This is a genomic window from uncultured Pseudomonas sp. (assembly GCF_913774235.1).
Classification (GTDB): Bacteria; Pseudomonadota; Gammaproteobacteria; order Pseudomonadales; family Pseudomonadaceae; genus Chryseomonas.
In genome coordinates, this window is sequence record NZ_CAJYDW010000002.1 from 113,984 (window position 1) to 135,479 (window position 21,496).

22 protein-coding genes, 1 tRNA gene and 1 pseudogene are annotated in these 21,496 nt (G+C 64.0%); 8 read left to right on the top strand and 16 right to left on the bottom strand.

Annotated elements, in window-relative coordinates:
- Positions 1–38: 38 nt before the first annotated feature.
- Positions 39–2,309 carry an ATP-dependent Clp protease ATP-binding subunit ClpA gene (clpA, locus tag QZ471_RS00995; RefSeq protein ID WP_295460417.1) on the top strand — a complete coding sequence of 757 codons (2,271 nt, stop codon included), beginning with the start codon at positions 39–41 and terminating at the stop codon, positions 2,307–2,309.
- A gap of 66 nt (positions 2,310–2,375) precedes the next feature.
- Here clpA and infA read toward each other — a convergent pair whose 3' ends face one another.
- From infA to aat, 3 genes are all read right to left on the bottom strand, one after another.
- A complete protein-coding gene (gene infA, locus QZ471_RS01000; RefSeq protein ID WP_002553999.1) occupies positions 2,376–2,594 on the bottom strand; it encodes a translation initiation factor IF-1 in 219 nt (72 codons plus the stop codon).
- Positions 2,595–2,689: 95 nt separating this feature from the next.
- Complete coding sequence (locus tag QZ471_RS01005) at positions 2,690–3,397, bottom strand: arginyltransferase (protein WP_295460442.1); 708 nt, start codon at positions 3,395–3,397, stop codon at positions 2,690–2,692.
- Positions 3,398–3,432: 35 nt separating this feature from the next.
- Positions 3,433–4,122: a leucyl/phenylalanyl-tRNA--protein transferase gene (gene aat, locus QZ471_RS01010; RefSeq protein ID WP_295460444.1), complete on the bottom strand. Its 690-nt coding sequence runs from the start codon at positions 4,120–4,122 to the stop codon at positions 3,433–3,435.
- Positions 4,123–4,378: 256 nt separating this feature from the next.
- Here aat and QZ471_RS01015 point away from each other — a divergent pair, with 256 nt between their 5' ends.
- Genes QZ471_RS01015 through cysG form a run of 5 tightly spaced genes read left to right on the top strand, consistent with a single transcriptional unit; the run spans position 4,379 to position 11,552 of the window.
- Complete coding sequence (locus tag QZ471_RS01015; protein ID WP_295460445.1) at positions 4,379–6,853, top strand: DNA translocase FtsK; 2,475 nt, start codon at positions 4,379–4,381, stop codon at positions 6,851–6,853.
- Between the two features lie 18 nt (positions 6,854–6,871).
- Complete coding sequence (gene lolA, locus QZ471_RS01020) at positions 6,872–7,495, top strand: outer membrane lipoprotein chaperone LolA (protein ID WP_295460446.1); 624 nt, start codon at positions 6,872–6,874, stop codon at positions 7,493–7,495.
- Positions 7,496–7,504: 9 nt separating this feature from the next.
- Complete coding sequence (locus QZ471_RS01025; RefSeq protein ID WP_295460447.1) at positions 7,505–8,833, top strand: replication-associated recombination protein A; 1,329 nt, start codon at positions 7,505–7,507, stop codon at positions 8,831–8,833.
- Positions 8,834–8,880: 47 nt separating this feature from the next.
- On the top strand, positions 8,881–10,158 hold the full coding sequence (serS, locus tag QZ471_RS01030) for a serine--tRNA ligase (protein WP_295460448.1): 1,278 nt from the start codon (positions 8,881–8,883) through the stop codon (positions 10,156–10,158).
- Positions 10,158–11,552 (top strand): siroheme synthase CysG, encoded by a 1,395-nt coding sequence (cysG, locus tag QZ471_RS01035; RefSeq protein ID WP_295460450.1) that lies wholly within the window; start codon positions 10,158–10,160, stop codon positions 11,550–11,552. Before serS ends, cysG begins: the two co-directional genes overlap by 1 nt.
- A gap of 4 nt (positions 11,553–11,556) precedes the next feature.
- On the opposite strand, the gene QZ471_RS01040 is transcribed toward cysG, so the two are convergent.
- The 7 genes from QZ471_RS01040 to QZ471_RS01070 form a co-directional block, all read right to left on the bottom strand.
- A complete protein-coding gene (locus tag QZ471_RS01040) occupies positions 11,557–12,558 on the bottom strand; it encodes a glutathione S-transferase family protein (protein ID WP_295460451.1) in 1,002 nt (333 codons plus the stop codon).
- 63 nt (positions 12,559–12,621) lie between these two features.
- Positions 12,622–13,605, bottom strand: a complete 984-nt coding sequence (locus QZ471_RS01045) for a glycosyl transferase family protein (protein ID WP_295460452.1) — start codon at positions 13,603–13,605, stop codon at positions 12,622–12,624.
- Positions 13,602–13,916, bottom strand: coding sequence for a TusE/DsrC/DsvC family sulfur relay protein (locus tag QZ471_RS01050; RefSeq protein ID WP_295460453.1), 315 nt, complete (start codon positions 13,914–13,916; stop codon positions 13,602–13,604). The genes QZ471_RS01045 and QZ471_RS01050 overlap by 4 nt, the downstream gene beginning before the upstream one ends.
- A 2-nt stretch (positions 13,917–13,918) precedes the next feature.
- Positions 13,919–14,218, bottom strand: coding sequence for a sulfurtransferase complex subunit TusB (gene tusB / locus QZ471_RS01055; protein WP_295460454.1), 300 nt, complete (start codon positions 14,216–14,218; stop codon positions 13,919–13,921).
- Complete coding sequence (gene tusC, locus QZ471_RS01060) at positions 14,215–14,571, bottom strand: sulfurtransferase complex subunit TusC (protein ID WP_295460455.1); 357 nt, start codon at positions 14,569–14,571, stop codon at positions 14,215–14,217. The genes tusB and tusC overlap by 4 nt, the downstream gene beginning before the upstream one ends.
- A gap of 1 nt (position 14,572) precedes the next feature.
- Positions 14,573–14,968 carry a sulfurtransferase complex subunit TusD gene (gene tusD / locus QZ471_RS01065; protein ID WP_295460457.1) on the bottom strand — a complete coding sequence of 132 codons (396 nt, stop codon included), beginning with the start codon at positions 14,966–14,968 and terminating at the stop codon, positions 14,573–14,575.
- Positions 14,969–15,017: 49 nt separating this feature from the next.
- Positions 15,018–15,686 carry a Bax inhibitor-1/YccA family protein gene (locus QZ471_RS01070; RefSeq protein WP_007162313.1) on the bottom strand — a complete coding sequence of 223 codons (669 nt, stop codon included), beginning with the start codon at positions 15,684–15,686 and terminating at the stop codon, positions 15,018–15,020.
- Positions 15,687–15,813: 127 nt separating this feature from the next.
- Between QZ471_RS01070 and QZ471_RS01075 the strand changes: the two genes are divergently transcribed.
- Positions 15,814–15,901 (top strand) — tRNA-Ser (locus tag QZ471_RS01075).
- Positions 15,902–16,021: 120 nt separating this feature from the next.
- Here the strand turns inward: QZ471_RS01075 and QZ471_RS01080 are convergent.
- The 3 genes and pseudogenes from QZ471_RS01080 to QZ471_RS01090 form a co-directional block, all read right to left on the bottom strand.
- Positions 16,022–17,071 (bottom strand): tyrosine-type recombinase/integrase, encoded by a 1,050-nt coding sequence (locus QZ471_RS01080; RefSeq protein ID WP_295460458.1) that lies wholly within the window; start codon positions 17,069–17,071, stop codon positions 16,022–16,024.
- A 1-nt stretch (position 17,072) separates the two neighbouring features.
- Complete coding sequence (locus QZ471_RS01085) at positions 17,073–17,315, bottom strand: DUF4224 domain-containing protein (RefSeq protein ID WP_295460459.1); 243 nt, start codon at positions 17,313–17,315, stop codon at positions 17,073–17,075.
- 450 nt (positions 17,316–17,765) lie between these two features.
- Positions 17,766–19,555: pseudogene (locus QZ471_RS01090) on the bottom strand (DNA cytosine methyltransferase).
- 86 nt (positions 19,556–19,641) lie between these two features.
- On the opposite strand from QZ471_RS01090, the gene QZ471_RS01095 reads away from it, so the two are divergent.
- Positions 19,642–20,265 (top strand): hypothetical protein, encoded by a 624-nt coding sequence (locus QZ471_RS01095; protein WP_295460460.1) that lies wholly within the window; start codon positions 19,642–19,644, stop codon positions 20,263–20,265.
- Here the strand turns inward: QZ471_RS01095 and QZ471_RS01100 are convergent.
- From QZ471_RS01100 to QZ471_RS01110, 3 genes are read right to left on the bottom strand one after another with little or no spacing between them, the layout of a single operon-like run.
- Positions 20,244–20,780, bottom strand: coding sequence for a hypothetical protein (locus tag QZ471_RS01100; protein WP_295460462.1), 537 nt, complete (start codon positions 20,778–20,780; stop codon positions 20,244–20,246). The two genes, QZ471_RS01095 and QZ471_RS01100, sit on opposite strands and share 22 nt — an antisense overlap.
- Positions 20,740–21,045 (bottom strand): hypothetical protein, encoded by a 306-nt coding sequence (locus QZ471_RS01105; protein ID WP_295460463.1) that lies wholly within the window; start codon positions 21,043–21,045, stop codon positions 20,740–20,742. The genes QZ471_RS01100 and QZ471_RS01105 overlap by 41 nt, the downstream gene beginning before the upstream one ends.
- Positions 21,042–21,260, bottom strand: a complete 219-nt coding sequence (locus QZ471_RS01110; RefSeq protein WP_295460464.1) for a hypothetical protein — start codon at positions 21,258–21,260, stop codon at positions 21,042–21,044. The genes QZ471_RS01105 and QZ471_RS01110 overlap by 4 nt, the downstream gene beginning before the upstream one ends.
- Positions 21,261–21,496 lie beyond the last annotated feature (236 nt).

Genomic DNA, 21,496 nt, shown 5'->3' on the forward strand with positions numbered 1-21,496 from the left:
CTTGGGCTACTGTGCTGCTTGGGCTATGAGGTGAAGCTATGTTGAATCGTGAGCTCGAAGTCACCCTGAATCTCGCCTTCAAGGAGGCGAGGACGAAGCGTCATGAATTCATGACCGTTGAGCACCTCCTGCTGGCGCTGCTGGACAATGAAGCCGCCGCCACCGTCTTGAGAGCTTGCGGCGCCAACATCGATCGCCTGCGCCGCGATCTGTTGGAATTCATAGATTCCACCACCCCACTCATCCCACAGCAGGATGACGAGCGCGAGACCCAGCCGACTCTCGGCTTCCAGCGCGTGCTACAGCGCGCCGTCTTCCACGTGCAGAGCTCCGGCAAGCGCGAAGTCACCGGTGCCAACGTGCTGGTTGCCATCTTCAGCGAGCAGGAAAGCCAGGCGGTGTTCCTGCTCAAGCAGCAGAGCGTGGCGCGGATCGACGTCGTCAACTTCATCGCCCATGGCATTTCCAAGGTCCCCGGTGCAGCGCCCGAAGCCGAGCAGGACCAGGATGCCGCCGAGGAAGAGGGCGCCGAGCCCAGCTCCTCCAACAATCCGCTCGAAGCCTACGCCAGCAACCTGAACGAGCAGGCTCGCCAGGGCCGTATCGATCCGCTGGTCGGTCGGGAAAACGAAGTCGAGCGCGTCGCCCAGATTCTGGCGCGTCGCCGCAAGAACAACCCGCTGTTGGTGGGCGAAGCCGGCGTGGGCAAGACCGCCATCGCCGAAGGCCTGGCCAAGCGCATCGTCGATGGCCAGGTGCCCGACCTGCTGGCTGACAGCGTTGTCTACTCCTTGGATCTCGGCGCCTTGCTGGCTGGTACCAAGTACCGCGGTGACTTCGAAAAGAGATTCAAGGCTCTGCTCGCCGAGTTGAAGAAGAGGCCCCATGCGGTGCTCTTCATCGACGAGATCCACACCATCATCGGGGCTGGTGCGGCTTCGGGTGGCGTCATGGACGCCTCCAACCTGCTCAAGCCCTTGCTGTCGTCCGGCGAGATCCGTTGCATCGGCTCCACCACCTTCCAGGAATTCCGCGGCATCTTCGAGAAGGACAGGGCCCTGGCGCGGCGCTTCCAGAAGGTCGACGTGGTCGAACCGTCGGTGGATGACACCTACGGCATACTACGGGGCCTCAAGGGGCGCTTCGAGCAGCACCACCATATCGAGTACACCGACGAGGCGTTGCGCGCCGCTGCCGAGCTGGCAGCCCGCTACATCAACGACCGGCACATGCCCGACAAGGCTATCGACGTCATTGACGAGGCCGGCGCCTACCAGCGCCTGCAGCCCGAGGATCGTCGTGCCGAGCGTATCGACGTCCAGCAGGTTGAAGACATCGTCGCCAAAATCGCGCGGATTCCCCCGAAAACCGTTAACAGCTCCGACAAGGAACTGCTGCGTAATTTGGAGCGCGATCTCAAGCTGACGGTCTTCGGTCAGGATCTGGCCATCGAATCACTGTCCACCGCCATCAAGCTTTCCCGTGCCGGTTTGAAATCGCCGGACAAGCCGGTCGGTTCCTTCCTCTTCGCCGGTCCCACCGGCGTGGGCAAGACCGAGGTGGCTCGGCAACTGGCCAAGGCCATGGGTGTGGAGCTGGTGCGCTTCGACATGTCCGAGTACATGGAGCGCCACACCGTATCCCGGTTGATCGGTGCTCCTCCCGGCTATGTCGGCTTCGACCAGGGTGGTCTGTTGACCGAGGCCATCACCAAGACGCCGCACTGCGTGCTGCTGCTCGACGAGATCGAGAAGGCCCACCCCGAGGTGTTCAACCTGCTGTTGCAGGTCATGGACCACGGCACCCTGACGGACAACAACGGTCGCAAGGCCGATTTCCGCAACGTCATCCTGATCCTGACCACCAACGCCGGTGCCGAAACCGCATCCCGTGCCTCCATCGGCTTCACGCTGCAGGACCACACCACCGATGCCATGGAAGTCATCAAGAAGAGCTTCACGCCGGAGTTCCGCAACCGTCTGGACACCATCATCCAGTTCGGCCGCCTGAGCACCGAAGTCATCAAGAGCATCGTCGACAAGTTCCTCACCGAACTCCAGGCGCAACTCGAGGACAAGCGTGTGCAGCTCGAGGTCAGCGATGCGGCCCGCGGCTGGCTGGCGGAGCGTGGCTATGACGTGCAGATGGGTGCTCGGCCCATGGCGCGACTCATCCAGGACAAGATCAAGCGGCCCCTGGCCGAGCAGATCCTGTTCGGGGAGCTGGCCGACCACGGTGGCATCGTGCACATCGATGCAGTGGATGGCGAGCTGGAGTTCGAGTTCGAGACCACGGCGGAACCTGCCTAAGGGCAGGTTTCACACCTGGACATGAAAAAGCCCGGCGTTGCCGGGCTTTTTCATGAAAGGATTCGCTTAGCGGGCGCGGTAGGTGATCCGGCCTTTGCTGAGATCGTAAGGCGTCAGCTCCACGCGAACCTTGTCGCCGGTCAGGATGCGGATGTAGTTCTTACGCATTTTTCCGGAGATGTGCGCGGTGACGACGTGCCCATTTTCCAACTCCACGCGAAACATGGTGTTGGGCAGGGTGTCGACGACAGTACCTTCCATTTCGAAGCTGTCTTCTTTCGACATATGTAGAAAAGCCCTCGGTGACAAAGATTGGCCCAGAGCAGTCCGGGCGAAAAAGGCCCATATTCTGACAGAAATTCAGAAAAAGCGCTATTTCGTCAGGCCAGGGCGACCCAGCGCTGATTGACGAACAGCTCGATGGGGCGATACTCGGTTTTGTAGGACATCTTGCGACACCCTTTGATCCAATAACCGAGATACACGGCATCCAATCCCAGGCGGCGGGTTTCGGCGATCTGCCAGAGGATGCCGAAGACACCGAGGCTGCGCTTCTCTTCGCTGGGATCGTAGAAGGTATAGACCGCCGACATGCCGTTGGGCAGCACGTCGGTGACGGCGATACCGATCAGACGATCCTCCGCGCGCATCTCGTAGAAGAAGGCGTAGGGCAGGTTGCTGACTAGGAACGTGGAGAACTGGCCGCGACTCGGCGGAAACATGTCGCCGTCGGCGTGCCGCTCGCTGATGTAGCGGGCATAGAGCTGGTAGCGTTCCTCGGTGAAGCCAGGGTCACAGCGAGTGACCTTGATATCGAGGTTACGCTTGAGGACGCGATTCTGCTTGCGACTGGGGCGGAAGCGCGCGACGGGGATGCGCGCCGGGACGCAGGCCTTGCAGAGTTGGCAGTGCGGGCGATACAGGTGATCGCCACTGCGTCGGAAGCCCAGCTCGGAAAGCTCGGCGTAGATCTGGCCGTTCATGGGCTGCGAGGGGTCGAGGAACAGCGTAGTCGCCTGCTCATTGGGCAGGTAACTGCAAGCGTGAGGCTGGGTTGCGTAAAACTTGAGTCTCGCCAGCTCGGTCATGTCGAACCTCTACATAAGCCTGGCTTGAGTGTAAGTCACCCGGGAAAGGTAGGCCAGGCGGCCGTGCTGGCCTCGTCGACGTATTTGGCCAGGTAATCGGCAAAGCGTTCCCGGGACAGACTGCTGGCACCCAGGCTGGCCAGATGTGCGGTCGGCATCTGGCAGTCGACCAGCACGAAGCCCCAGGCGGCGAGATCCTTCACCAGGGTGACGAAACCTATCTTGGAGGCGTTGTCCACCTGACTGAACATGGATTCGCCGAAGAACAGCTTGCCCATGGCGATGCCATAGAGGCCGCCGACCAGGCGTTCGCCGTCCCAGACTTCCACGGAGTGCGCCCAGCCCTGGGCGTGCAGCTCACGATAGGCCAGACGCATCGGTGCGGTGATCCAGGTGCCGTCCGCATCGCGCCGAGGACCGGCGCAGGCCTCGATGACCTGGTCGAAGGCCTGGTCGTAGGTCACGCGCAGCTCGGTCTTGCGCAGGGTCTTCGCCAGGCTGCGGGAGACGTGCAGGTCGGGTGGGAAAAGCACCGTGCGCGGATCGGGAGACCACCAGAGGATGGGTTGGCCGGCCTGATACCAGGGAAAGCAGCCGTGTCGATAGGCCTTGACCAGGCGCGCCGCGCTCAGGTCGCCGCCGATGGCCAGCAGCCCGTTGGGTTCGCGCAGGGCCACCTCCAGCGGTGGGAAGTCGGGGCTTTCACGGGTCAGCCATTTCACCATGGTAGGGGAGGGCGCCTTCTGATGCGTGGGGCGAAAGGGACGGGACGAGTGCGTATCAGGCTCAAGAAATCGTCATAACTCTTTGTCAGGACAACGAAAGAATGCTCCAATGTTGTGCCTGAAGGCGGTTCCGGTACTGCCGTCCGCTATCGTGCCATGTTTCGTCTCGGGACTGTAGAACCCGGGCCCGGGCGATCTAGAATGGCGCACTGTTTTTGATTCACGGTCACACGTTCCGTGTGCGGGAAAAGCGCGCTTGAAGCAATCCAGTTCTGCCAGCCACGTCAATCATTGGCGTGAGCACCTGCATTATCGTCTCAAGGAGGTGGTGCTCATCGCGCTGGCCGCCTTGTGTCTCTATCTGCTCATGGCTCTGCTGAGCTACGACCCCTCCGATCCGGGTTGGACCCACACCAGCCGCATCGATCAGGTTCACAACACCGCAGGCCGCGCCGGCGCCTGGCTGGCCGACGTGCTGTTCATGGCGCTGGGCTATTTCGCTTTCGTTTTCCCGGTGTTGCTGGCGGTCAAGACCTGGCAGATCTTCCGTAAGCGGCATCTGCACTGGGAGTGGAGCGGCTGGCTGTTCTCCTGGCGGCTCACTGGCCTGGTATTGCTGGTGATCTCCGGTTCGGTACTGGCCTACATCCATTTCCATGCGGCTGCCGGCCTGCCGGCGTCCGCTGGCGGTGCCCTCGGCGAAAGTCTCGGTCAGCTGTCGGTCACGGCGCTCAACGTCCAGGGCAGCACGCTGCTGTTCCTGGCGCTGTTCCTGCTGGGCCTGACGGTGTTCACCGACCTGTCGTGGTTCAAGGTGATGGATTTCACCGGCAAGGTCGTGCTGGACCTGTTGGACCTGGTGCAGGGTGGCTTCAGTCGTCTGGCCGGGGGCCGCCGCGCGGCGCCAGCGCTGGACGCCTTCGATGAGCCGGAGGCGGTCGCACCGCCGCTCGCGCGCAAGCCGAGGACCCGTGAGACCCCAGTGCCCGTCGCCGATGAGGATCTGGACGATCTGCTCGACATCGCTCCGCCGCCGCGAGTGGAACGCGCCGCGCCGCGCATCGAGATGCCGGCACCCAGCCGTGTTGTCGCCGAGACAGCCACACCCGCGCCGGTGGCCGCTGCTCCCGTCGCTGCGGCCAGCGTGGCCATGCCCGCACCCCCGCCACGCAAGAGCGCACCCCTGCCTGCTGCGGCACCCGCGGCGGTGGTACGGGTGGACGCCGATCTGGAAGGAACCATACCGCCACTGTCGATCCTGGATCGCGCCGAGAAGAAACAGCAGAGCTACTCGCCGGAATTCCTCGAGAACATGTCGCGGCTGCTGGAGGTCAAGCTCAAGGAGTTCGGCGTCGAGGTGACCGTGGAAAGCGTCCATCCCGGTCCGGTCATCACCCGCTTCGAGATCCAGCCGGCGGCGGGCGTCAAGGTCAGCCGTATCTCCAACCTGGCCAAGGACCTGGCGCGTTCGCTCGCGGTGTTCAGCGTGCGGGTGGTGGAAGTCATTCCGGGCAAGACCACCGTCGGTATCGAGATTCCCAACGAGGACCGCCAGATCGTGCGCTTCTCCGAGGTGCTCGAATCCGTGGAGTACGCGGCGGCCAAGTCGCCGGTCACCCTGGCGCTGGGTCACGACATCGGCGGCAAACCGGTCATCACCGACCTGGCCAAGATGCCGCACCTCCTGGTGGCCGGCACCACGGGCTCCGGTAAGTCGGTGGGCGTGAACGCCATGCTGCTGTCGATCCTGTTCAAGTCGAGCCCGGAAGACGCGCGACTGATCATGATCGATCCCAAGATGCTGGAGCTCTCGATCTACGAGGGTATTCCGCACCTGCTCTGTCCGGTGGTCACCGACATGAAGGAAGCCGCCAACGCCCTGCGCTGGAGCGTGGCGGAGATGGAACGGCGCTACAAACTGATGGCTGCGATGGGTGTACGGAACCTCGCCGGCTTCAATCGCAAGGTGAAGGACGCCGAGGAAGCCGGTGCCCCGCTGACCGATCCGCTCTATCGTCGCGAGAGCATGGACGACGAGGCACCCTTGCTGAAGACGCTGCCGACCATCGTGGTGGTGGTGGACGAATTCGCCGACATGATGATGATCGTCGGCAAGAAGGTGGAAGAGCTGATCGCACGGATCGCGCAGAAGGCGCGGGCGGCGGGTATTCACCTGATCCTGGCGACCCAGCGGCCCTCGGTGGACGTCATCACCGGCCTGATCAAGGCCAACATTCCCACCCGCATGGCCTTCCAGGTGTCCAGCAAGATCGACTCCCGGACCATTCTCGACCAGGGCGGTGCCGAACAGCTGCTCGGTCACGGTGACATGCTCTATCTGCCGCCGGGAACCGGCCTGCCGATTCGTGTCCATGGCGCCTTCGTTTCCGACGACGAGGTCCATCGGGTCGTCGAGGCCTGGAAGGAGCGTGGCGCACCCGACTACATCGAAGACATCCTCAGTGGTCCGGACGAGGGCGGCGGTGCAGGCTTCGAAGGCGGCGGTGGCGAAGGCGGGGAGAGCGACGAGGATGATCCGCTCTATGACGAAGCGGTACGCTTCGTCACCGAGAGTCGCCGGGCCTCCATCTCCGCGGTCCAGCGCAAGCTCAAGATCGGTTACAACCGGGCGGCACGCATGATCGAAACCATGGAAATGGCCGGTGTCGTATCGCCCATGAACACCAACGGCTCGCGCGAGGTCATAGCGCCTGCGCCGGTGAGAGACTGACATTCCATGAGGACCTCGATGCACAAGCTGCGTTGTTTCGCCCTGGCTGCCCTGGCGGCCGTGAGCCTTTCCGCCCATGCCGACCAGGCCTCGGTGAGTCGACTGTCTGAACTGCTGGACAAGGCCCAGACCCTGACCGCTCGTTTCTCGCAGCTGACCCTGGATGGCTCAGGCACCCGCCTGCAGGAAACCGCGGGCAACATGAGCCTGAAGCGCCCTGGCTTGTTCCGCTGGCACTCCGACGCGCCCCAGGAGCAACTGCTGGTGTCGGACGGCAAGCAGGTCTGGCTGTACGACCCGGACCTGGAACAGGTCACCATCCGCAAGCTGGACCTGCGCCTGACCCAGACGCCGGCGCTGCTGCTGTCGGGTGATATCTCCAAGATCGAGAGCAGCTTCGACGTCACCAGCAAGGACGCCGGCAACGTCGTCGACTTCGTGCTCAAGCCCAAGACCAAGGACAGTCTGTTCGACAGCCTGCGGTTGTCCTTCCGCAACGGCGTGATCAACGACATGCAATTGATCGATGGCGCCGGGCAGCGCACCAACATCCTCTTCTTCAACGTCAAGCTCAACGAGCCGGTGGCCGCGTCCCAGTTCACCTTCCAGGTGCCCAAGGGAGCCGACGTCATCCAGGAGTGACAGCACCCCATGGATCTCTTCAGCGCCGCACCCGTCGGGCAGCCCTTGGCTGCCCGCATGCGTCCCGAGACCCTCGATGAGTACGCGGGCCAGCAGCACCTGCTGGCCCGCGGCAAGCCCCTGCGCGAGGCCCTGGAGCAGGGCGCGCTGCACTCGATGATCTTCTGGGGACCGCCGGGCGTGGGCAAGACCACCCTGGCACGGTTGCTGGCCCAGGTCTCCGATGCCCACTTCGAAACCCTCTCGGCGGTGCTCTCCGGGGTCAAGGAGATCCGCCATGCGGTGGAGGTGGCCAAGCAACAGGCCGCCCAGTATCGCCGCCGCACCATTCTCTTCGTCGACGAGGTGCATCGCTTCAACAAGTCGCAGCAGGATGCCTTCCTGCCCTATGTCGAGGACGGCACCCTGATCTTCATCGGGGCGACTACCGAGAATCCTTCCTTCGAATTGAACAATGCGCTGCTGTCGCGGGCGCGGGTCTATGTACTCAAGAGCCTGGACGACGAGGCCCTCGGCGGCTTGGCGCGCCGTGCCCTGACCAGCGCCAAGGGCTTGGGCGAGCGTCACCTCAGCCTGCCCGACGACGCCCTGACGCTGCTGCTGGCCGCCGCCGACGGCGATGGCCGGCGCCTGCTCAACCTGCTGGAGAACGCTGCGGACCTAGCCGAGGACGGCGGCGCCCTGGACGCCGAGCTGTTCCAGAGTCTGCTGGGCGATCAGCGTCGCCGCTTCGACAAGGGCGGCGAGGCCTTCTATGACCAGATATCCGCCCTGCACAAGTCGGTGCGGGGTTCGAGTCCCGATGGCGCGCTCTACTGGTTCGCGCGGATGATCGACGGCGGCTGCGATCCGCTGTACATCGCGCGGCGTGTGGTGCGCATGGCCAGTGAGGACATCGGCAATGCTGATCCCCGCGCCCTGAGCCTGTGCCTGGATGCCTGGGATGTCCAGGAGCGCCTGGGCAGCCCCGAAGGCGAGTTGGCCATCGCCCAGGCGCTGGTCTATCTGGCCTGCGCGCCCAAGAGCAATGCCGTCTATATGGGCTACAAGGCCGCCCTGGCCGATGTGCGCCAGAATGGCTCGCGCGAGGTGCCGCTGCACCTGCGCAATGCGCCGACCAAGCTGATGAAGAACCTTGGCTACGGCGACGAGTACCGCTACGCCCACGACGAGCCGGAAGCCTATGCCGCGGGCGAGGACTACTTTCCGGATGATCTCGAGCCGCGCCGCTACTATGAGCCGGTTCCCCGTGGGCTGGAGCTGAAGATCCGCGATAAACTGCAGCACCTGGCGGATCTCGACCGATCCAGCCCGCGCCAGCGCCGGCGGCGCTCCTGACCCTTCGCCCGCGCTGCTGCCCCCATTCCTAAGCAAGAGACACGGACATGCTTGATTCGAAACTGGTTCGCACCCAAACCCAGGAGGTGGCCGCACGTCTGGCGACCCGCGGCTACGTCCTCGACGTCAGCCTGGTGGAGTCGCTGGAAGCTCGTCGCAAGGAGGTGCAGACCCGCACCGAGACCCTGCAGGCCGAGCGTAACGCCCGCTCCAAGGGGATCGGCCAGGCCAAGGCGCGCGGTGAGGACATCGCGCCGCTGCTGGCCGAGGTCGATCGGATGGGCAGCGAGCTGGAAGAAGCCAAGCGCGAGCTGGACAGTGTCCAGGGCGAACTGGACGCCCTGTTGCTGGGCCTGCCCAACCTGCCCGATGCCTCGGTGCCGGTCGGCAAGGACGAAGACGACAACGTCGAGGTGCGCCGCTGGGGTACCCCGCGCGAGTTCGACTTCGAGATCAAGGACCACGTCGCCCTGGGCGAGACCCATGGCTGGCTGGACTTCGAAACCGCCGCGCGTTTCTCCGGCGCCCGCTTCGCCGTGATGCGTGGGCCCATCGCGCGCCTGCATCGTGCCCTGGCGCAGTTCATGCTCAACCTGCACACCGGTGAGCACGGCTACGAAGAGGCCTACACCCCCTACCTGGTGCAGGCCGAAACCCTCCAGGGTACTGGCCAGCTGCCCAAGTTCGAGGAAGACCTGTTCAAGATCGGTCGCGAAGGGGAGAGCGATCTCTACCTGATCCCTACCGCCGAGGTCACCCTGACCAACCTGGTGGCTGGTCAGATACTCGACGCCAAGCGCCTGCCGTTGAAATTCACCGCCCACACGCCTTGCTTCCGCAGCGAAGCCGGTGCCTCGGGTCGCGACACCCGCGGCATGATCCGCCAGCATCAGTTCGACAAGGTGGAGATGGTCCATATCGTCGAGCCGAGCACCTCCTTCCAGGCGCTGGAAGAACTGACCGGCCACGCCGAGACCGTCCTGCAGCGTCTGGAACTGCCCTATCGGGTGCTGTCGCTGTGCACCGGCGACATGGGCTTCGGCGCTACCAAGACCTACGACCTGGAGGTCTGGGTGCCGAGCCAGGGCAAGTACCGTGAGATCTCGTCCTGCTCCAACTGCGGTGACTTCCAGGCGCGCCGCATGCAGGCGCGCTATCGCAACGCCGAGGGCAAGCCCGAGCTGGTGCACACCCTCAACGGTTCCGGTCTGGCCGTGGGTCGTACCCTGGTCGCCGTGCTGGAGAACTACCAGCAGGCCGATGGCAGCATCCGCGTACCCGAAGTGCTCAAGCCCTACATGGGTGGGATCGAGGTCATCGGCTGATGGATTACCTGCCGCTCTTCCACAAGCTCGACGGCCGCCCTGTGCTGGTGATCGGCGGCGGCGACATCGCCCTGCGCAAGAGCGTGCTGCTGGCCGAGGCTGGCGCCCGCATCACCCTGGTGGCGCCGGAGATCGAGCCGGAGGTGCGCGCCTTCGTCGAGGCGAAGGGTGGCAGTTGCCGGGTCCAACGCTACGCAGCGGATCTGCTCGCCGGGCATTGCCTGGTGATCGCCGCTACCGACGATGACGAGGTCAACGAAACGGTATCCCACGACGCCCAGGCGCTGGGGCTGCCGGTCAACGCGGTGGATGCGCCCAAGCTGTGCACCGTGATCTTCCCCGCCATCGTCGATCGTTCGCCGCTGGTGATCGCCATTTCCAGCGGTGGCGACGCCCCGGTGCTGGCGCGGCTGGTGCGGGCCAAGCTGGAAAGCTGGATTCCGGCGACCTATGGGCAGTTGGCACAGCTGGCCCAGCGCTTCCGTGCTCGGGTCAAGGCGCGCTTCGCCGACATCCAGGCGCGGCGTATCTTCTGGGAAGAGGTGTTCCAGGGCGAGGTTGCCGAGAAGGTGTTCTCTGGCCAGCCTCAGGCGGCTGAAAAGCTGCTGGAAGCCAAGTTGACCAGCGAAGGGGAAACCTTTCGCGGTGAGGTCTATCTGGTTGGTGCCGGCCCCGGTGATCCGGACCTGCTGACCTTTCGCGCCCTGCGCCTGATGCAGCAGGCCGACGTGGTGCTCTACGATCGCTTGGTGGCCCCAACCATCCTCGACATGTGCCGGCGCGATGCCGATCGCATCTATGTCGGCAAGCGCCGCGCTGAGCATGCTGTGCCCCAGGAAGATCTCAATCGCCTGCTGGTCAAGCTGGCCCGGGAGGGCAAGCGCGTCCTGCGACTCAAGGGCGGCGATCCCTTCATCTTCGGTCGGGGTGGCGAAGAGATCGAGGAGCTGGCGGCCGAAGGCATCCCCTTCCAGGTGGTGCCGGGCATCACCGCGGCTAGCGGTTGCGCGGCCTATGCCGGCATTCCCTTGACCCACCGTGACCATGCCCAGTCGGTACGTTTCGTCACCGGCCATCTCAAGGACGGTTCGGCCGATTTGCCCTGGACCGATCTGGTGGCTCCGGGACAGACCCTGGTGTTCTACATGGGCCTGGTGGGGCTGCCGACCATTTGCGAGCAGCTCGTCGCCCATGGCAAGAATCCGGCAACGCCGGCTGCCCTGGTGCAGCAGGGCACCACCAGCAATCAGCGGGTATTCACCGGAACCCTGCAGGATCTGCCGCAGTTGGTCGCCCAGCATGAGGTTCATGCACCGACGTTGGTGATCGTCGGCGAAGTGGTCGCGCTACGAGAAAAGCTGGCCTGGTTCGAAGGCGCTCAGACGACGGCCTGATCGTTCAGGCCGATCCCTGGATGCCGACGCCCTGCAGGGCGTCTCGGCTGTGGGGCAGATCCAGCTCCAAGGCTGGCCCCTTGGGCACGATGCCGGTCGGATTGATCTGGGCATGGCTGCCGTAGTAGTGGTGCTTGATGTGCTGGAAGTCCACGGTCTCGGCGATACCTGGCCACTGGTAGAGTTCGCGCAACCAGCCCTGTAGCGCTGGATAGTCGCGAATGCGCCGCAGGTTGCACTTGAAGTGGCCATGGTAGACGGCGTCGAAGCGAATCAGGGTGGTGAACAGGCGCCAGTCGGCTTCGGTCAGCCATTCGCCGGTGAGATAGCGGTGGGTCTGCAGCAATTTTTCCAGGTCGTCGAGGGTGGCGAAGACCTCGGCGAACGCCTCTTCGTAGGCCTCCTGGGTGGTGGCGAAGCCGGCCCGGTAGACGCCGTTGTTGACCGTCGGATAGATACGGTCGTTGAGGGCGTCGATGCGATCGCGCAGGGCCTCCGGGTAGAGATCCAGGCGGTTGCCGGTGAGCTCATCGAAGGCGCCATTGAACATGCGGATGATCTCGGCGGATTCGTTGCTGACGATGCGCTCCTCCTGGCGATCCCAAAGCACCGGCACCGTCACTCGGCCGGTGTAGTCGACCTGGTCGCGCTGATAGAGCTGGTAGAGGCGCTCAAGGTGATAGAGATCGTCGCCCGTGGAGCCGTGAGCCGGATCGAAGGTCCAGCCCTGTTCCCGCATCAGCCAGCTCACCACCGAGACGCCGATCAGGTTCTCCAGGCCCTTGAGCTTGCGATAGATCAGGGTGCGGTGGGCCCAGGGGCAGGCGAGAGAGACGTAGAGGTGGTAACGGCCGGCTTCTGGCGGGTAGCGCTTGGCACCTTCCGGGACGGACTGCCCCGAGCGCGCGATCCAGTCGCGGCGCTGGGCCTCTTCACGCTTGAAATGGCCGTCCTCGCCATTGTCGTACCAACGGTCCTGCCACTGCCCATCGACCAATAAACCCATGTCGTCATCCTCGTTGCGATGGGTTTAGGAACCCTGGCCAGGGCCGGGGTTCCTGTCGCTCGGTCAGAGCGTGCGCTCACGGGCTTCCCAGAGGCGTTCGGCGGCGCTTTGGGCGCTTGCTTGGTCCTGTCCGAGGGCGCGCAAGGCTACGACCAGGGTGGCAATCACTGCCAGGCGTCCATAGGCATCCTCTGCCTCGCCACACCAGGTGGCGGCCAGCAGGGCAGGGTCGAGCTGCTCGGGCTTGACCTGGCGACGCTCGGTCAGCGCCGGCCAGCTCTCGTCCCAGGCTTCACCGCCGCGGGTGCCATAGAGATGGGCGATGACGTCGGGATTCCGCTCAACCTCGCCGCCTTCACCCTTGATCACGATGCTGTCGTCGCCCAGCAGGCGGCTGGCCTCGCGATGTACCTCCTGGTAGCCCGGGTGGAAGATGCTCTGCAGGATGCAGCGGGCGCCGCTGGGATTGAGCAGCCTGACCAGCGAATGGATCGGCGAGCGCAGGCCGAGCTGGGCCTTGAGGTCGATCATCCGCTGTAGTTGCGGCATCCAGGCCGCCAGCGGCAGGAAGGCCGGCTGGCCTTGGTCGAGCAGGGCGCCGACGCTTTGCCAGTCCTGGGCCGTCTGTAGGCCGAGGTCTGTCAGGCATTGCTCGGTGTAAAGCCGCCCCGCCGTATGAGTACCGCCGCCGTGCATGACGACGCGTACGCCACTACCCGCCAGGCACTTCACGGCCAGCAGGTACCAGGGCAGGTGGCGCTTCTTGCCGGCGTAGGAAGGCCAGTCGAGATCGACGGCGAAATTCGGGCGCTCGAGCCGCGCCCGCACGGCGCGGGTGAAGCCGGCCAGCTCTTCGGCGCTCTCTTCCTTGTGCCGGAGCAACATGAGGAAGGCGCCGAGCTGAACGTCTTCGACCTGGCCATCGAGGATCAGGCCCATGGCGGCTTCGGCCTCGACTTCGGTCAGACTGCGGGCGCCGCGCTTGCCCTTGCCCAGGGCCCGGACATAGACGGCGAAGGGATGTTCTTCGGGCGTGGTGAGGGTCATAGGCAATTGTCCGGTTTCGGCAGGCCGGCAAGTTTGGCGCCGAGCTTGGCCGGCGCCCCCTTGAACAGCAGATTGAGTTGCAGGCTGGTGCCCAGTTCCGGGCCCAACGTCTGGGCAATGTACTTGATCAGCGGCCGGTTGGCCGGCGACAGCTGGAATTGGGCATAGAAATCTCGCAGCGCCTGCAGTACCTGCCAATGGCGCTCGGTCAGTTCGATGCCTTCCTTGAGCGCCAGTTGCTGGGCGACCTCCGGGCTCCATTGGGAAAGATCGCGCAGATAGCCTTCGGGGTCGAGGTCGAGAGAGGGCATGCTCAGGTCCAACTGATGACCTTGGCGCAGGTCACGCTCAGGTCGACGAACGAGGGATAGTCGATCAGGATCACGTCACGTTCCGGCTGCAGCCGCCGCGCCTGGACGTCTTCCGTTAGGGCATAGAGGGCGACGCTGGCGGGCAACTGGGCCAGGTGTTCGGCGGCGAAGCTGCCTGGCCGCAGTGCCTCGACGGCGCCACCGGTGAGCAGGACGACGTCCTCGCCACGCACCACCGCGAGACCTTCCAGGGCAGCGGGGTCCGTCAAAGGCGAGCGGGAAAACAGGTGCAGAGTGGTCAAATGGAAATCACCTGATCATGGTCATGGATCAACGCCGCCAGGGCATCGGGTGCCAGCGGCGTCACCCAGGCAGGCAGTTGCTCGGGCGTGATACCCAGGCGCTGCAGGGCCGCGGCCTCCGCATAGATGGCTTCGACGCCGAACAATGGCAGGGCGGATAAATTGGCGCTCAGGTCCTTTTGTTCAAGGGCGGTGCTGTCGACGGCCAGCAGCTGGGTCACGCCCGGACCGGTGAACAGCAAGGCCAGGGGCAATTCGAAGGCGCCACCGGCAAGGACGATGTCCAGGGCTTCGCGCGGGCCCGAGCCGCCAAGCGCCGGCTGCCGGGTGATGACGAGGGTACTCTTGGCCATCTCAATCGCCTCCGAAGCAGAGCAGGCGGTCCGCATCCTGAATGGCTTCATGCAACTGGCCGAGGCCCGATAGCTGCCAGGGCGCGCGCACACTGATCGCGCCGTCACGCTCGTAGCGGCGGGCTTCGTTTTCGTCCAGCAGCCCGCGCTTGAGGGCGGCGGCGATACAGACCACGGCATCGATCCGGTGGCGCTCGATCAACTCACGCCAGCGCGCGGGCAGGTCCAACTCGTCCTGGCCACTGACGAGCGCGTGGGAGGCGTTATGGACGCCGTCGCGATAGAGGAAGAGGCGCGAGACTTCATGCCCCCCGGCCAGCAGGGCCTCGCAAAAGCGCAGGGCCCGCCGCGCCGAGGGCGACTGGGGTGGGGAAAGGACAACGATGGCAAATTTCATGGATATAAAAAGGCCCGCCGAAGCGGGCCTCTCGGGCTACCGCTGATGATCAATCGTTGTTGCTGGCGAATCCGAAGATCTGCAGCAAGCTGATGAACATATTGTAGATCGAGACGTACAGGGTGATGGTAGCCATGATGTAGTTGTCTTCACCACCGTGCACGATGGCGCTGGTCTGGAACAGGATCGCCGCGGCGGCGAACAGCACGAAGCCCGCGCTGATGGCCAGTTGCAGACCGCTGATCTGGACGAAGAACGACAGCACCACGGCACCCAGCAGGATCCAGAAGCCCGCCATCAGGAAGCCGCTGAGGAAGCTCATGTCCTTGCGGCTGATCAGGGCGTAGGCCGACAGACCGAAGAAGGCCAGGGCGGTCATGCCTGCGGCGGAAGCGATCACGCTGCCACCGTTAGGCAAGCCCAGATACATGTTCAGGATCGGACCCAGGGTGTAGCCCATGAAGCCGGTGAGGGCGAAGGTGCTGACCAGACCCCAGCCGCTGTCCCGCGTCTTCACGGTCAGGAAGAACAGGCCATAGAAGCCGATCAGGACCACGAAGATGTTGGGGTAGGGTAGCCGCATCTGCTGCGAGACGAAGGCGACCAGGCCGCTGAACGCCAGGGTCATGGCCAGCAGGGCGTAGGTGTTGCGCAATACACGGCTGACGTCCCGCGGTTGCGCGATGGCAGGGTTGTAGGCGTATTGACGCTCGTTCATGGTGTACTCCAAAGCTCAGTTAACGGTGTGATGTACCGTACGACCCCGAAGATAGCAAATGTTGCTTAAGGATCGCTTGCGACTGTTTGACAGTGTGTTGCCATCAGGTACTATGCGCCCCTCTTACGGAAGTGTGGCCGAGTGGTTTAAGGCAGCGGTCTTGAAAACCGCCGACTCGCAAGGGTCCCAGAGTTCGAATCTCTGCGCTTCCGCCACCTTCGAGGCCCCGTCTTTACGGGGCTTTTTGCTGTCTGCAGGGTCGAATTTCAAGGGCCGTCCGGCAGGTAAAATAGGTGGAGTTCCGAAACTATTTCGGAACAGTTCCGAAACTCCGCCTATTTGGTTGGGCTCGCAATGGCGCCCAGGCGTCGATAAACGCGCTCGGTAATGTCCTCCTCAGTGTGGCCGAGCAGCTTGCTCGCCTCCTTGGGATCGAGGATCTCGGACGCCGCTTTTGGGCGGATGTCGCGGAACTGGAACTGGCCGATCCGGAGCGCCAGCTGCGCATCGCCCGCTTCTATCGCGGCGATCTTCGCCAGCTCCCTGGCCGCATCCCAGCGGATCCGCAGCATGGATGTCGTGAGGCGGCGCCCACGGCCGGTAACGATCAGGAACGGGCTGACCCGGACAGGGTAGCGGGCTTCGAACATTCGCAGCAGCGCGCCCAGGCTGTTGTCCGCTCCATTGGCCTGCAGCAGGATGCGCAAGCGCTTGCTGGTCTTGCCCTGTTGCACGGTCAGGAACTCACCCTCGACGTCGTCCCAGCGCATGGACAGCACGTCGGCCGGGCGCTGGCCGGTGAGGTAGGCGAGGTCCATGGCGTCCTTCAGTTCCGGCGTGGCCTTCTGATAGACAGCAGCCCACACCGCGTCATTAGCATAGTAGTCCCTGGGTGCCTCCCGGTTCTTCCTGACGCCCTGGCATGGGTTCTCCCGGACCGTCAGCCCCCATTCCCGCGCCATGTTGAAGACGTGGGATAGCGTGGCAATCTCGCGGTTGGCTCGCACCTTCGCCGTCCGGGCATCTCGGTACTGTGCGATGGTTGCCGGGGTGATGGAGTCGATAGGTGCTTCGTCGAAGACAGGCCGCAGCTGCCGCAGCTCGGCGAGGTTGTCCCGCTGGGTGCGGGGCGCCTTCTTGGGGATCACGTCACGGACGTACCGATCGAAGATGGAGCGCATCACCCGTAGGTCCTGCGGCTTCTCCTTCGCTTCCAGCTCCGCCCACCGCATCCTGGCGACGTCCAAGTCGCCTCCCAGCGGTATCTCCTTTCCGGCAGCATCGCGATAGTAGTAGGCCACCCAGACCTTTCCGTTCTTCCTGGCCCGCTTGCGCCGGTAGACGCCCGGCGGCAGGTCGCGATTCTCCTTACTTCTAGGGCGCATCTTATTTCACTCGGGAGAGGTCCGGGGTCCAGGCCTGGGCCGGTAGTGGAGGGGGTTGTAAGGCTCCGGGCTCCGCCAGGATGCCGAGCTTCTGCCGGGCATAGAGGCGCCCCACCAGGGGACGCTTGCCGCGGCTCTCGACGTAGTGCCAGCGGTGATCATCGAGCCAGCGGCGTTGCCAACCTCTGGCCTTGTAGCCGGTAATCTCGGCCAGCTCTTCATCGGAAAGGATTTCGCTTTCCATGGGCAATACCTCTTCGCGCCGGCCGGCGGCCAGCTGTTCGGGATGATAGGAATGGTTTTGCGCCACCGACCGCGGCGTGTTTAAAGTGCCTATCGATCGGTTAGCTAGACGGCGGAAAAGGAAAGCGCGATGACATTGCACAGCGATGGACAGGGATTGCCGAAGGATCAAAAGTGCCGCTATTGCGGCGAGCTCTTCACCGAGAAAGCGCTAAGGAAGCACGCTCCTAAATGCTTGGGTCCGGCCGGCAAGCGCGTATGCGATCTCAAAGGGGCAGCCCGTGCCCGACGTCTGAAACTCCTTTTTGAAGGGCCTAAGAAGAAAAAGAAGGGTCGAAGTGTTTTCACCATAGGCGGTGGTGCCTTCGGTCTGGGCAAAAGTCGTAAGCACTGACCCATTTATCCCCCCGGCGGAGATGATCCGTTGATCTGGCGCTGGCAAGCATCGGTGTCACGCAGCTACCGTCTTGCTTGGCGCCATCGCCGCGGCGCGCCATGGATCATTGGCCCGGGCAATCGCTGCCATGTGAGGAGGGCTGACGCTGTTCCCGCACATGTGCACCTGCTGGCTCTTGGTGAAGGCCTTGCCGTCGGCGCCGCGGTCGATCTGGTAGTCGTCCGGGAAGCCCTGGGCGCGGTACAGCTCGCGCGGCTGCAGCATGCGCAGGCCGATGTCCACCACCACGTAGGGTGTTCCCTGGATGGTTACGGTGACCAGCGCGAGGCGGTCCTTGGTGGTTACCGTGGGGGATGGCTCGTCCGGCCGGCTGGTGTTGTCGGTGCCGTAATAGCTCATTAGGAAGGCCGCCACGCGCAGGGCGCCGGCTTCGACCTCGGGCGCCAGCTGCAGCTCGACCACCGAGGTCTTGCCACCGCCGCCCGCGGTGACGGTGGGCGCGGGCTCGTCCAGGCCCTGGCCGATGGAGGCGCCGAACTGGCGGGACAGGAAGGCGGTGACCGCGCCATGGTGCTGGCCCGCCGCGCTGATGGTGTGCAGGGGATCCTGCGGTGCCCGGGCATCGCAGTTGCCGCGGAGGTGGGCGAGGGTGGCCACCGCCAGGCGCTGCTGGCTGCCCGAGTTGGTCACGGTGGTCATCGGCCGCTCTACGCTGTGCGCTGGCGTGGTATTGAAGCCGCCATTTGCCTGTTCCAGGAAGGCAGTGCAGACGCCCATAGCATGGGCCGCGCCGGCCGGGCGTTGGCAGTTGCCGCCGCTGGTGATGGTCGGCATCGGCTCGTCGGCTGCAGCGCCGGCTGAGTCGAAGCGGAATTTCACCAGGTGGGCGGCCGCCACCGCGTGCTTGATACCGCCCGCCATGACCGTGCCCAGCGGCTTGTCCAGGCCGGGCACCCGAGGCTCCTGGCCGTCCCGCTCGCCGTAGCCGACCGACACCAGGGTCGGAGCCACGATGGCCCGGTGGTTCTCGGTCAGGATGCTGCCCAGTGGCGCGCCGGCATCGGCAGGCTTTCCGGCATAGGCTGGGCCGCCAAGGCCGACCAGCGTAGGACTGGCTACCGCGAACGAACCACCCCGCGGCCAGGCGGTGACGGTGTGCAGCGGGTCGGCCGCCGAAAGCGCCGCCTCCCGCGACCAGTTGGCGATCGGCACGATGAACGGGTCAGCAGCGTCGAGCACGAATTTCCGCATGCCCTTGGCCACCCGGCGCAGCGTGGCAGCGGCCAGCGGCTTCTTACGCTCGAAGATCGAGGGGCAGGGGATCGACCAGTCGATGCACTCGGCCGCGCTCCGCCACTTCTTCTGGCCCTTGGCCGGGGTCTTGGCGTGCGTCGGCGCCGGCCAGACGATGGGCTGGCCATCGCAGCGGGCGATCATGAATAGGCGCTCCCGGCTCGTGGGCGCGCCGTAGTCGCAGGCCCGGCCGACTTGCCATTCTCGCGCTTCCGCGGCTGGCCGCCGGCGGCCTGGCTGTGGTGGGTGCAGTCGGGGCTCATGTGGAACCAGCCGACCGGGCGGCCCGCGCACTCCGCATCGGGGTCGCCCTCAAAAACGTCGGTGGTGAAGTGCCGTGCGGTGGGGTGGTTGGCGGTGTGCATGCTGATCGCCGCGGCGCTGTGGTTCTTGGCCGTGGCCACCGGGCGCCCCAGGCCCATCTCCAGGCCGGTACCGGCGCCGCCGCCACCGCAGAAGAAGTCTACGATGATCTCGTCGTCCTGGCTGCTGAATCCCAGTCCGTACTGCGTTTTGAAGTCGAGCGAAGGCCGCCTCTGGAAGATGGACATGTTTATTTCTCAATTGCTAGTTTTTTGAGTAAGCTCGGGCGAAAACACAGCCATCATCGAGCTGAGTATGGTGTGGGGAGCTATTCGTGAAGATCAGGGAAGAGTTGGCCAAGAGTGTTCCTTTCGCACTGCGCTTGTTGTGGGTGGCGCTAATACTAGGACCCTTGTCCTGGATAGTTATTAGGACTAACTCCCTTGGATGGGTTTCTGGAGCTGAAGCGGCATCATGGGTCCAGGCGGTAGGATCCATCGGTGCGATAATTGGCGCGGGAGCTGTAGCAAACTGGCAGATGCAGAAGAGTCAATCGCAGAGCGAGAAAGATAAAGTAGAAAGACAGCAGGCAATGTATGCGGTGATACATAACGCAGCAGAGTGGGCGTCTAGTGCAGGCTCTTTTGTATCCAAGACACCGGAAGACTGGGCTTTCCAAATAAGCTGGAATCTCCATATGGGCCCGTCTTTCTCAGCGTCGCTGCAAAGTATTACAAAAGTACCTGCTCATGAGCTTGGCAGTCCTTTACTGGTAACTCAGTTCGTCACTATTGTTGGAGGTATGGAAACTATAAATAGAGTTGTAGGAGGTTATATGCGGGAGCCGTCTTCGGAGCCTGTTGCTGTATATGCGCATATGGAACAGCAAGCTTTAATAATTAAGCATGCATGGTCTAAGTTCGTTGCTGTTTCTGGTTATAAAGATTTCAGACTATGAGCTTCCACCTCTACGGGTGGAGAATTATCCATGAACTTATCTATTAAGCTGTATTGTGGCTCCTCAACGTGAGCCCAGGCTCCGGTGACGTCGTAGATATGCGCCGCCTGCTCATCGCTGAGGGAGACGCCGCAGGGGTTGGCTATCCAGGCGCTGCCGACGATGTGGCGCTTGTTGCAGGTGTCCATCAGGCCGCGGTAGTGGTGCGCTATGACGTCGGTCAGCTGCCCGGCCATGTGGATGCCCGGCGTCGCGATTTCAACTGACTTGATGTACCGCTTGCCCCGTTGATCGATGCAGAAGGCGCTGAGGTAGATCGTCCACGGGTGAGGGATATCGTTGATCGCCGTCACCAGGGCGCTGCCGCAGACGATCTTCTTCGCGCGCTGCATGTGGATCAGGCCCTTGCCACCGTGCGGGTCGATGTTGATCACCCCGACGTGGTTGGTGCGCAGCAGGGCGCGGCTGGCGCGCTCATGCCGAGCGCGGGTGTTGTTCGGCTTGCGCTTGCCCATCGGGAGCCTCCAGCGTCTGCAGCAGGTCGGCGAAGGTGGCAGCGTGCTGATCGGCTGCGCGCTTCTTGGATCGGGACTCAGCAGCAATACCCCGCACCCGGGGCGCGCTGCTGTTGAACTCGGCGGGGCGGGTCAGCTCGGCCGGAGCCAGGTAGGGAAGGGTGGCGATGCTGCCGCCGGCGGCCAGGTACTGCTCAACGGCCTGGCCCAGACTGGCGCGCTGCGGCTCTCGCGCCCGGATGTCGTGCTGGAAGTCGGGGATCATGCGGTGAGCTCCCCTTCAGTGCGCAGCAGGTTGTCGACCAGGCCGCGAGCCGCCTGCCACTTCGCCAAGGCATCGCCATGCTTGGCCAGGCTACGGCAGGGGACCAGGAGCCGGTGGCGGCCAACTTCCACCACTCGACGACCCAGCTCCAGCTGGATGATGGAAACGACACCGCGATCCACAACTGCAGGGTGAAGCAGAACCTGTGCGCTCATGGCGAAGGCCTCGATGGGGAAGGGGAAGAAAAGGGCCAGGCTGCGCCGCTGGGGGGGAGCGACCGAGTGCGACCTGGCGAAAAGGGGCCGGCTTCAGGGTTGAACCGTGGCCGGCGGTGATGCAGTGCCAGCTCCTGTTGGCGCTTGCCAGCTGGCGCGACGTCCGGTCTTCTGCATCGGAGAGGGGTCGGGACATCAGGGCGTTACCCCTACTTACGTCCACCCGCTCGATTCTG